The organism is Corynebacterium sp. HMSC08C04 (genome assembly GCF_001807495.1).
In the GTDB taxonomy this organism is placed as follows: Bacteria; Actinomycetota; Actinomycetes; order Mycobacteriales; family Mycobacteriaceae; genus Corynebacterium; species Corynebacterium simulans.
Map to the genome: position 1 here is coordinate 161,871 of NZ_KV789201.1, position 9,923 is coordinate 171,793.

Sequence of the window (9,923 nt, forward strand, 5' to 3'; positions counted from 1 at the left end):
CGCGACGTTCGAGTGGGTGTCATGGTGGAACGAGGTAAGGCTCCACCAAAGCCTGGGATATCGAACCCCAGCCGAGGTGGAAACCGAATTGTGGAAGAAGAACCCGCAACAGGGAATAATAGAAATCAAGGAACATGCCTAGGAACAAAACTCGGGGCACTTCAAGCCCCTTATATGGCTCTGGATGTGGTGATTGCTGCAGAACCGTCATCAGTAAGGGTGACTTTTCCATCTACGCGGTAGACTTCACGCAACATTTTTGCGGTTAACACGTCCTTAGCTGCTCCGTGTGCGTATACAGTGCCCGCGTGGAGTACCGCAATGCGGTGAGCGAAGCGCGCTGCTTGTGAAAGATCGTGCATCGAAACCACGACCGCCGCGGGTGCTTCAGCTGCATAGGCGCGAATATGCTCCATGAGGATGAGCTGATTTCTTAGGTCAAGAGCGCTGGTTGGCTCGTCCAGTAGTAATGCCTGCGGCCGGCATACGATGGCCTGGGCGAAGCTTACTAATTGACGCTGGCCGCCGGAGAGCTGGGACATTGTTCGGGATTCTAGGTCTTCTAGCCCCAGCCGCGTGAGGACCGAGCTGACTCGGTCCTGTGTGGATGTGGCTACCCGTAGTCCGCTGAATCCCGTCCGGGAATGCTGGAGTGCCAGAAGTACCGATTCGAATACGGTAAGGGTGCTTTCCGGCGGGGGATCCTGTGGCAAATATACTGCCTCGGGCCCAGTGACGTCGCCGCTGAATCGGCATAGGTTAGCCATGCAGCGCAGCAAAGTCGACTTACCAGCGCCATTAGGGCCGACGAGGGCGGTGACGGTTCCAGCTTCGATCTTTGGGAGACATACGTCATTCAGTATCTGTTCGTCTCCATGGGAAAAGCACAGGTTATCTACCCGGAGTGTGGGTTCTGGCGGAACCGTGGGCGGTTGTTCCACGAGGGGGTCCTTTCTGGGGCAGGAAGTACTGGGAGAGGCGATCATTAGGTTGAGGAGACAGTTCGGGGGCGGCGTCGCAAAACAATGAGGACGACGAACACGGGAACGCCCACAATCGCGGTGATGATGCCGACAGGCAGAATCGCCCCAGGCTGGATCAGCTTGGATACCACTGAGGCTGAGGTCAGCAAAAGCGCACCTGAGATGATGGACGTGGTGAGGAAGAAGCGTTGGTCCTCACCAACGAGCATCCTGGCGATATGTGGGCCGACGAGTCCGATGAAACCAATTGTCCCGGCCATCGAAACGGCAGTTGCCGCCATAAGGGAGACTCCCACCAGCGTGTACGTGCGCAGCTTTGGGATATTGATACCCATGGACCTAGCGCGGTCGTCGCCCATTCGAAACGCGGTCAGCGTCCACGCATTGCGGTAGAAGTAAGCAATTCCGATTAGTGAGATGACCGCGAGAAGGCCGATCTGAGGCCACGTAGCGCGCGTAAGGCTGCCCAAGGTCCAGAAAACCACCTGCTCTAATTGGGTCTGCGAGGCGAGGTACTGCATTAGCGCTAGTAGAGCATCGAAGAGGAACACGATGGCTATGCCCAGCAGAATCATTCCCTCGGTACCAGAGCTCTTTGACCGAGAGAATAGGACGATCACCGCACAGGCCGCGAGGGCGAAGACCCAAGCACTGCCCGCCATTCCCAGCGCTGCCCCGATTCCCGCCGCGGTGAATCCTGAGACGGTGGCAAAGGCTGCGCCAAAGCTCGCAGCGGCGGAAATGCCCAGCGTATAGGGCTCTGCCAAGGGGTTATCCAAGATGGTTTGCATCTCTGCGCCGGCAGCAGCGAGGGTGCCACCGATGAGCACCGCTGTGACGGTCATAGGCAGACGTATATCAAAGATGATCTGCCAGTCAATTGGGCGGGAATCGCTGGGGTGAAAGAGCACGTAGAGCGCCTCATTTGCGTTCAAACTGCTGCCGATGAGGAAATCTATGGCAATGGTGACGCATAGCAGGGCCGTAAGCCCTGCGATGATCGCTACCTTTCGCCTGCTAGCTGTTCGGTACCAGTTTGACCGGGGGCGTTGCCGTTGCGGGGTAGAGTTTTGGTCGTCCACCTCGCTTCCGGTGGCAATTGATTGCGCTCGTGCTCCGTGGCTCATGGCAAACCAGTCCAGAAGGTGCCGCTAGCCTCCACAGGGAGGAATTTTTCATGTAGTTCTTCCAAATCGGCCTGCGGGTCGACATCGGAAAACAGGTCGGGGTGCATGGCTTTGGCAAACCACTCGATGGCTAGGTAGTTGTATGGGGAGTCGTAGAAGTGATGCCACGCAGCGTAGGCCCGCTTGTTCTTGACCGCCCGCATTTCCTTAAGGACAGGTTGCCCGTCAACAACGCGTTGGAAGTCTTTGGCTGCCTGTTCGGTGGACTCGTCGTAGCCCAGGGGTACAAAGCCATTCTTCTTTGGCTGCTGCTTGGCGCCGGTCCAGTCTGCGCCGGTGGCGATGATGACGTCTGGGTCTTTTTCAGCTAGCGCCTCGGGAGAGACTTGCCCCTGCTTGGCGTCGATCATATCGTCGCCCACGTTTTCGCCACCCGCTGCGTTAACAATTTGGGCTAGGTTGGACTTAGCGAAGGTAGAGCAGCAGTCGAAGTAGCCGGGAGCTCGCCAGAGGAAGGTCGGTGTGGGGGTGGCCTTGGCTTTTTCTAGGCGCTCCTGAACCATGTTCACCTTGGACTCATAGAACTCGGCATACTCTTCCGCTTCCTTCTCGTGGCCGAGTACCTTGCCGAGCAAGCGCACGCTCGGTGCGGTGTTCTTCACCGGGTCGGTAAAGTAATCGACGGTAACCGTGGGGATTCCGGCCTTTTCTAGACCGTCTACGATGCCAGCATCCTGGGCGGCTTCGAAGCTGCTTGCGGAGACAATGAAGACATCTGGACGGGAATTCAAAGCTTGCTCAACGGACATCGAGCCGTCGTAAACTTCACCAGTTTGCTCAATATCTTCGATCTCTGAGAATTTCTGTTCGTACTTCTTGTACGTGCCAGGGTCGTTCTGCTCCAGGTCATCTGGCCAGGCAACGATGCCCTGGAGCGGGTTTTCTTTGTTGAGGATGGATGTCGTGTAAAGCATCCGTTGCCCGCCCATGAGGACCCGATCGACGTTCTTCGGGACCTCGACTTCGCGCCCGAGAATGTCGGTGATCTGTTGCTTTTCTCCGTCATCTGCGGTCTGTTGTTCATCGTTAGTGCTGCAGGCAGCGGTCATAAGGAGGGCAGTGGCGGTGACGGCTGAGGCGACTACGCGGGCCATTCGGTGGTGAGGGGCGCGTGGGGTTTTAAAACCGCGAGCCCTAGTTGTCGTGAGGGACAAGGCAATCCTTTCTTCCAAGTGGATCTATTAGGTTAGCCATACCTTTGTTTATCTACAATGGGTGATGAAACTTTTACCCCCAACATTCCCGTTAAGTCAGTTCATTCAGTCGGCGGGAATATGTGCGTAGCAGCAGTACCGCCGTGGTTGCGAAACCCATGATGAGTCCTAACCAGACGCCATATCCTTCCCATCCGAGGAGCTTTCCAAATATCAGAATCCCGGGGACGCCAACCAGCCAGTACCCGACGAGGGTGCAGCGTAGCCCTGAGGTGGTGTCTTTCAGGCCTCTCAGTAGGCCCACTGCCACGTTTTGGATTCCTTTGGCGAACTGTTGCAGTACCGCGAGACATAGGAGCAGGACGGCAATGTGAAAGGTGGTGGGATCTGCCTCTTTTAAGAAAGGATGCAGTACCCACCTGCCCAACAGAAGCCACAGCGCGCCCATTATTCCCAGATACGTGACCACGACGAACAATATGCGTCGGGTAATCTCGCGCACTGAGTCGGCACTCTCGGCCCGAGCCCTTGTGATCAGCACCGAGCCGCCGTGAGAAAAGCCGATGCACACTTGGTAAACGATGTACGCCAGTTGGTTCACAATATTGTGCGCCGCTAGCATCTGTGGGCTAAAGGTCCCCATCACTAAACCGGCGATGGTTGTTATTGCAGCCTCCGAGCCATAGGTCAGACTGACTGGTACCCCGAGGCGGACGAGGCGGCAGATAGTCTCCCCATCTCCTTTACACGGAAGGATGTGGAAATAGGGCTGTAGCTCGGGAATGCGCAGTACCACAATCCGGAAGGCCAGGAAGGTAAGCAGTTGGATGACAGTTGTAGAAAGCCCGATGCCCGCTACCTTCCAGTGATCCGAGGCTGCCCATGTCATAAATAACCAGTTCAATGCGATATTTATAAATATCGATATCAGCGTGATGGTTAACAGGGAGCCGGGTTTTCGCATGCCCACGGCGAATTGGCGCAGGACGTTGAGCCACATCATCGGGACTAACCCGGGTGCGAGCGCAAGGGTCATGGCGAAGGTGAGTTGGGCAACGTGCTTGTCGATGGGCAGAACAAGGACCAATCCGCCTAGGGCGATGACCAGTAACGCGCCGAGAATTGCAGTGCCAGTGGCCACCGCGAAGGAGGAGCGCACAGCCCGCCGGATCTGTTCTGCTCCCGCCTCGCAATTTTGACAAGAGGTTTTCTCTTTTTCCATTTTTGCTGCTGCTTCAGCCACAAGATTTGCCCCGGCCGTCACCATGCCCACGCACATCGTGCGGATCTGGTTGTAAAGCTGCATCGCTAGGCCGCCGCCGGCTATCGCCAGTACGCCCACAGACTGCAGCATCAATACGTCCGTGGTGGTCAATGCAACTCCGGCGAGTTGTACTCCAGCGATGGGAAGGGAAATTCCCAGAACTTCGCGATATTTCCGGATGGATTTCAACCTCGCAGCCACCTTCAACTTCGGACTAACATTCGTCTCGGCCCTCGCTTCTCATCTTCTAAACCTCGCCCATTTTGGCGGCTGGTCTCCAATGTGCTGCGGTTTCTAGCGGTAGATACGCAGCACATCCGATTCATTTGCGGCCTCCAGGCCGTTGAAGCGAATGGCGCTGCGATACATCTGCACCAAAGTTGCAATCGGACGCTGCCGTCTGCACCATGGAAATTAGTGGTTCGCCCCTGCGGATTCAGCTGGTGCTGGCCGATGCCCCAGCGGTACCACCGTTGGTTGAGACCGAATCCCGTTCAGGGCTGGTGTTTGCAGCGGCAGAGACTCCCTTCGGAAAGTATAAAGATTATACCTAGTTTAGGTAAGGCTACCATAATTGAAGATTTCCACTTCAAACACTTCAGGTGGAAGGAGTGTGAAGATGGATAGGAGTGAAGTGTCCCAGGTTTTGTTCCGTTTGAGTAGATGGGAAAATCTGGAATATGCCAAGAAAATTTGACCAGGATGCGAAGGATCGTGTGGTCCGTCTTGTAGAGGACCGCATCTTGGCGGAAAATATGTCGATGCAAGCCGCGTGCCAGGCAGTAGCCCCAAAGCTGGGGGTGTCATGGCACACAGCCCGTCAATGGACCCAACAGGCCCGCCGTGCGGGAAACATCCCAGAACCCGTGCCTGAAGATCTGGCCGCCGAAAACGCGAGGCTTCGCCGTGAAAATCAAGAGCTACGCGACACCAATGAACTTTTAAAGGCTGCCTCAGCTTTTTTCGCGTCGGAACTCGACCCAAAACGTCGGAAATGATCCGGTTCATCGATGAATACCGGAATCGTTTCTCTGTCGAGTTCATCTGTAAGACGTTGAAGAAAAACCGCGCTGGTGGGTTCATCACCTCGCGTGGGTATCGTCAGTCCAAGGCCCGTGGGGTAAGTGCTCGCGGCCTTCGTGATGCTGTGCTGGTTGAACGCATTAGTGCTATCCATCGGGATAATTACGGCATCTACGGTGTGCGGAAAATGTGGCATGCTCTTCATCGTGACGGAATCGATATCGGTCGTGAACAAACCGCGCGGCTGATGCGTCTAGCCGGTGTATCAGGCAAAGGCAAAGGCCGCTCGCCTATGACCACTCGCACACCTCAAAGGCCGGATTTGCGCCCGGACTTGGTGGAGCGAGAATTCAAAGCCGAAGGCCCGAACAAGCTGTGGGTGGCTGATATTACCTACGTGCGCACGAAGAAAGGCTTTGTGTATGCCGCGTTTGTCACCGATGTTTACTCCCGACGGATCGTTGGGTGGGCGTTATCAGATTCCATGCGCACCGAAGCGTTGCCGCTGCAAGCTCTCAACCAGGCGATCGCGTCCCAGGTTTTGTTCCGTTTGATGAAACCCGTTTTTGAAACAACGTACGGAGCACAACGCACGCCGATGCCAAAGCTTCCGCAACATCGACTACCTCATCAAACCCACGACAGTGGGATTCACACCCTCAATCCCCACGCGTGCAATCTTCGCACCTCAAAGATTGAAAAATGAAAGAAACCGGAGGTAACATACCCTTTCGAGTTTGTTACTTCCGGTGGTGCAGTTTGTTCAACTGCTCATCAGGATCTTACGGGGGATAACACTAACACACCCTGACTCTTGGAAAACGCAGCACACAGACCGTGCACACCCTCACCGATAAAATGGGCACCAGTCCCGAAAGGAGAAGGAATGTACACGACCATCACCCTCGCCGCACTCGCAGTACTTTTCGTCTTAATCATCCAGACCATCCGCCGCGAACGGCCAGAAGACCGTATGTATTACGCCGCGCTTGGAGGCAGCATAAGCGCAGCAATGATCCTTGTCCCCTCCTTCCTTTTCACCCAGGCCGGTCTCTCGCGAGAACTGGCCGCACTGCTCATCTCCTTCGGCCTACTAGCCTTGTGGATTACCATTTTCGGACTCCGCCTAAACGCAAGAACTAGCAGGTAAACCTGCATAACACAGAACATATGCTTTAGCATATGGCGGAACATACGCTATAACATATGCCTAAACATATGTTCCGCCATATGGCAGGACTCGCGGGCGCACGAATACGCAGATTCCCGCCCGCAGTAGAGAAAAGGAGGGCTACGGCCTCAGTGTGGGAGTATTGCGAAACCTTCGCGCGCGCATTAGCCTAAAAGTGACAGCACAGTTCATCCCTGAATTGCGGCTGCACAATAAAAAGGGCCCCAACGAGTGCCAGCTCGTTGAGACCCTCGGGCCTAAAGACCCACGTGAAGCATCGCGGTAACGAGCTTCACGATTACGGTCACAAGAACTATGACCTTGGTAGCCACATCTAGCCAGTCAAGCTTGGTGGCATCAAGGTCTTTTCTTTTGCGACCGGGTGTATCCAATGAGTGTTTACCCATTGTCTACCTCCCTTTACGTCGTAGGGTTGTCCGCTCGCCTGAAAAAGGCGCGCGGGACAGCCCACGTCACGCGCGGGCCTTACCGCGCACCGACGAGGAAGTCACGCCCACGCCCCACCACAGGTGGCGGGGCATGATTGTGAACCGGCACTAACGTTAGCAGCCACCCCTGACGAGACCTAGAAGCATGATTTCACCCCTGCCTTTATAAAAGCCGCCCATGAGGGGAAACCCGTACAGTGCTACTTGCAGCTGCACTCAACACCGCTAATTTCTCTGCCTGTCACCCTATCTAGACGCACGAAAATGCTGGCAGTGCTACATAACTGCCGACATATGCTTTAGCATATGCCTAAACATATGTCCCGCCATATGGCAAGACATATGACGGGGCTCATGGGCGCGCTGATCTACCATCACGGCTGCACTACCCTAGGTGTTTTTCAATGCTCGATACACCGTAGGACGGGTTACCCCAAATTCCCGCGCTAGTGCTGCCTTTGACTCCCCTGCCAATATGCGCCGTTTAATCTCCGCTACTTGCTGCGGGCTAAGAGCGGGTTTGCGGCCTTTGTACTTTCCGGCCTTTTTCGCCAACGCAATCCCCTCCGCCTGGCGCTCGCGGATAATGGCCCGCTCAAACTCCGCGAAGCTACCGAGAATTCCGAGCATTAAATCCGCGCGCGGATCGGACGTGTCTTTCGCAAACGCGAGATTCTCATGCAGGAAAGTAACAGTCACACCCTTGCCGGTAAGTTCATCAACAATACCGCGCAGATCTGTCAGCGATCGGGCGAGACGGTCAATCGACGACACGACAAGTTCGTCACCGTCTCGCACGTACGCCATACACTCGACAAGTCCAGGGCGGGCAGTCTTGGTGCGGCCGGAAATCCTATCTTCAAAAAACCGGTCAATCCTGCCGGAAGCATTGAGTAGTTCTTTCTGGCGCTGATTATTCTGCTCCACCGTGGAGACACGGATATAGCCCACCCGCTGCCCATGCGAACCAGAGTCATTGACCATTAGTCTTCGCTCCGCGAAGGTTTAAAGGCGGCATTCTCTTGTTCTATGACTGCATCACGATACGACTCGATTGCATCCGAGAGGGCATAAAGCTGAACACCGTCGAGGCCATCAGCGTCAGCAAGCAAGGATTGTACAATCCTGCCCAACGCCTGCTGCCCCGACGAGAGTCCACCATGCAGATCTTTCACCCGCGCCAACGCGGGTACAGAGTCAATATGACTTTCAATATGGAAACCGTCAGACGATAACATCACACTCACCACTTTCTGTAAACATAAGGCTTAGACCCCGCTAGACACGTGTAAAACAATGCTAGGAACGGCCCTATTTTACAGGAAACATTCTGCCGCACACCGGCGTAACAATAGGGTGTACCCTAAAAAGGGAGTGGAATCCTGACAAATGCTTATACCCTAAGGTGGGGGCATGGACTATACACTCGAATTTATTTCAACGTCAGACCCCAAAACAAACAAAAGGCGAAACTTCGAAATGAGGGACAAGGCGGGGAACCTACTGACGAAAAACGGTTTTAGTGCAGGAGACATTCCCAAAGTTAAAGACATAGAAGAGGCACAAGAGGTCTTCAGGAGGCTGGGACTCAAAAACACATCACTTTTCGGGGATCACTTTGTAATAGCTCAGGACAGTGGGGGCAAAATTATTGGAGCAGCTAGATTTCATTGTTCCAGCGACATTCTCTCCCAAGCCTTTAACACGAAAAGGCTAGATGTAATGCAAAAGCATTTAAGCAAAGCAAATCTAACACAAGTGTTCGTTGAGCGAGAGAAACGGGATAAAGGAATCGGCACTCAGCTGGTGAAGGAGGCGCTTGAAGAGGCTAAACGCCTAGGATTCACGCAGATGTACGGGTATGCCGAAAACGATTCTTCTCAGCTTGTTAATTTTTATAAAAACCTAGGTTTTGCCATTGAGTCCGGAAATCAACCAACTTCCATCTTTGGGGACATTCCGTGGACTGTTTTTAATCCCCGAACGGGTGGAGTGTTCTTTCAACAGTCACTTGAACACGAAGATGGTCAGCCTGCCCAAAAAGCGGAAGCTATCCCGCAGGAGGACGGGGCAGAGAACACTAAAGTGCTAGAGCAACCGTCAGCAGCTGATGTAGAAGGTAGAAAGACGGAAAGCCGTCCTATACCCACTGAATATAGCCGGGAAGAGGCGGCGGTAGGGAAACGTGGAATTCTGGATAGGATTCGTGGTCTTTCTACAGAAACCCGGTACAGGATTGGAAATATTGGATTAATCCTAGTTCAAGCGCTGCTGTTCCTTGTTGCAAACTTCTTTGCTAAGTTCCCTGGTTGGTGGGCAGAACGCTCTGCGTTAGAAGCGATGGGCATGTCTTTCTTTTACGTTGTCCCGTTCGCCATTTTTCTGTCCATGTACTATGCATCTGTCTCGGGTCAGGAAAAGAAACCTCCGAGGCGGGTTATGGGACTAGTTGCTGTAGCGATTGTAGCGGCGCTTCCAGCTGGAGTTGAAAGATTCGCTACGCCTGGAGTGGTGAATTCCTTGTGGTGGAGGGGAACAGCGCTGGCTATCGGTACCGCCTGTCAGGGTATTGCAGGATATATTGCGTGGAAGGCAACAGACCTTATCCCCACACCTTCCGCTGAGAAGAACAGTAATGAGGATGGTGAAGAATAAGCGTGGCTGGCATTGTGCATGAAGCCCAGGACACGCA

Annotated in this window: 11 protein-coding genes and 1 pseudogene; 5 read left to right on the plus strand and 7 right to left on the minus strand. The window is 54.3% G+C overall.

What is annotated here, in order from left to right; all coding sequences use genetic code 11:
• On the plus strand, window positions 1-142 hold a 142-nt coding region (locus tag HMPREF3169_RS13350; RefSeq protein ID WP_246815588.1), incomplete at its 5' end, for an integrase core domain-containing protein.
• 28 nt (window positions 143-170) lie between these two features.
• On the opposite strand, the gene HMPREF3169_RS03090 is transcribed toward HMPREF3169_RS13350, so the two are convergent.
• From HMPREF3169_RS03090 to HMPREF3169_RS03105, 4 genes are all read right to left on the minus strand, one after another.
• Window positions 171-986, minus strand: a complete 816-nt coding sequence (locus HMPREF3169_RS03090; protein WP_049156256.1) for an ABC transporter ATP-binding protein — start codon at window positions 984-986, stop codon at window positions 171-173.
• Entirely contained in the window at window positions 986-2,065 is a 1,080-nt protein-coding gene (locus HMPREF3169_RS03095; protein WP_049156286.1) for a FecCD family ABC transporter permease, read from the minus strand. Before HMPREF3169_RS03095 ends, HMPREF3169_RS03090 begins: the two co-directional genes overlap by 1 nt.
• 41 nt (window positions 2,066-2,106) lie before the next feature.
• A complete protein-coding gene (locus tag HMPREF3169_RS03100) occupies window positions 2,107-3,264 on the minus strand; it encodes an ABC transporter substrate-binding protein (RefSeq protein WP_049156259.1) in 1,158 nt (385 codons plus the stop codon).
• A 151-nt stretch (window positions 3,265-3,415) separates the two neighbouring features.
• Entirely contained in the window at window positions 3,416-4,777 is a 1,362-nt protein-coding gene (locus tag HMPREF3169_RS03105; protein ID WP_231732355.1) for an MATE family efflux transporter, read from the minus strand.
• A gap of 430 nt (window positions 4,778-5,207) precedes the next feature.
• Between HMPREF3169_RS03105 and HMPREF3169_RS03110 the strand changes: the two are divergent.
• The 3 genes and pseudogenes from HMPREF3169_RS03110 (at window position 5,208) to HMPREF3169_RS03120 (ending at window position 6,761) form a co-directional block, all read left to right on the plus strand.
• Window positions 5,208-5,586, plus strand: a pseudogene (locus HMPREF3169_RS03110) (transposase).
• Window positions 5,583-6,317, plus strand: a complete 735-nt coding sequence (locus HMPREF3169_RS03115; protein WP_148132096.1) for an IS3 family transposase — start codon at window positions 5,583-5,585, stop codon at window positions 6,315-6,317. The pseudogene HMPREF3169_RS03110 and the gene HMPREF3169_RS03115 overlap by 4 nt, the downstream one beginning before the upstream one ends.
• A gap of 180 nt (window positions 6,318-6,497) precedes the next feature.
• Window positions 6,498-6,761, plus strand: a complete 264-nt coding sequence (locus tag HMPREF3169_RS03120; protein WP_011117479.1) for a hypothetical protein — start codon at window positions 6,498-6,500, stop codon at window positions 6,759-6,761.
• A 278-nt stretch (window positions 6,762-7,039) separates the two neighbouring features.
• Here the strand turns inward: HMPREF3169_RS03120 and HMPREF3169_RS13075 are convergent, their stop codons facing one another.
• The 3 genes from HMPREF3169_RS13075 to HMPREF3169_RS03130 form a co-directional block, all read right to left on the minus strand.
• Complete coding sequence (locus tag HMPREF3169_RS13075; protein WP_011117478.1) at window positions 7,040-7,189, minus strand: hypothetical protein; 150 nt, start codon at window positions 7,187-7,189, stop codon at window positions 7,040-7,042.
• Between the two features lie 432 nt (window positions 7,190-7,621).
• Window positions 7,622-8,215: a recombinase family protein gene (locus HMPREF3169_RS03125; protein WP_011117489.1), complete on the minus strand. Its 594-nt coding sequence runs from the start codon at window positions 8,213-8,215 to the stop codon at window positions 7,622-7,624.
• The gene (locus HMPREF3169_RS03130) at window positions 8,215-8,469 is read right to left on the minus strand and encodes a hypothetical protein (RefSeq protein WP_034659529.1); all 255 of its coding nucleotides are present in this window, start codon (window positions 8,467-8,469) and stop codon (window positions 8,215-8,217) included. The genes HMPREF3169_RS03125 and HMPREF3169_RS03130 overlap by 1 nt, the downstream gene beginning before the upstream one ends.
• 175 nt (window positions 8,470-8,644) lie before the next feature.
• Between HMPREF3169_RS03130 and HMPREF3169_RS03135 the strand changes: the two genes are divergently transcribed.
• Complete coding sequence (locus HMPREF3169_RS03135) at window positions 8,645-9,886, plus strand: GNAT family N-acetyltransferase (protein WP_070455648.1); 1,242 nt, start codon at window positions 8,645-8,647, stop codon at window positions 9,884-9,886.
• Window positions 9,887-9,923: the final 37 nt, after the last annotated feature.

Excerpts from the sequence above, each read along its gene's own strand:
- HMPREF3169_RS03090 (WP_049156256.1), bottom strand. The coding sequence starts at position 986 with ATGATCGCCTCTCCCAGTACTTCCTGCCCCAGAAAGGACCCCCTCGTG.
- HMPREF3169_RS03100 (WP_049156259.1), bottom strand. The coding sequence starts at position 3,264 with ATGGCCCGCGTAGTCGCCTCAGCCGTCACCGCCACTGCCCTCCTTATG.
- HMPREF3169_RS03115 (WP_148132096.1), top strand. The coding sequence starts at position 5,583 with ATGATCCGGTTCATCGATGAATACCGGAATCGTTTCTCTGTCGAGTTC.
- HMPREF3169_RS03120 (WP_011117479.1), top strand. The coding sequence starts at position 6,498 with ATGTACACGACCATCACCCTCGCCGCACTCGCAGTACTTTTCGTCTTA.
- HMPREF3169_RS13075 (WP_011117478.1), bottom strand. The coding sequence starts at position 7,189 with ATGGGTAAACACTCATTGGATACACCCGGTCGCAAAAGAAAAGACCTT.
- HMPREF3169_RS03125 (WP_011117489.1), bottom strand. The coding sequence starts at position 8,215 with ATGGTCAATGACTCTGGTTCGCATGGGCAGCGGGTGGGCTATATCCGT.
- HMPREF3169_RS03130 (WP_034659529.1), bottom strand. The coding sequence starts at position 8,469 with ATGTTATCGTCTGACGGTTTCCATATTGAAAGTCATATTGACTCTGTA.
- HMPREF3169_RS03135 (WP_070455648.1), top strand. The coding sequence starts at position 8,645 with ATGGACTATACACTCGAATTTATTTCAACGTCAGACCCCAAAACAAAC.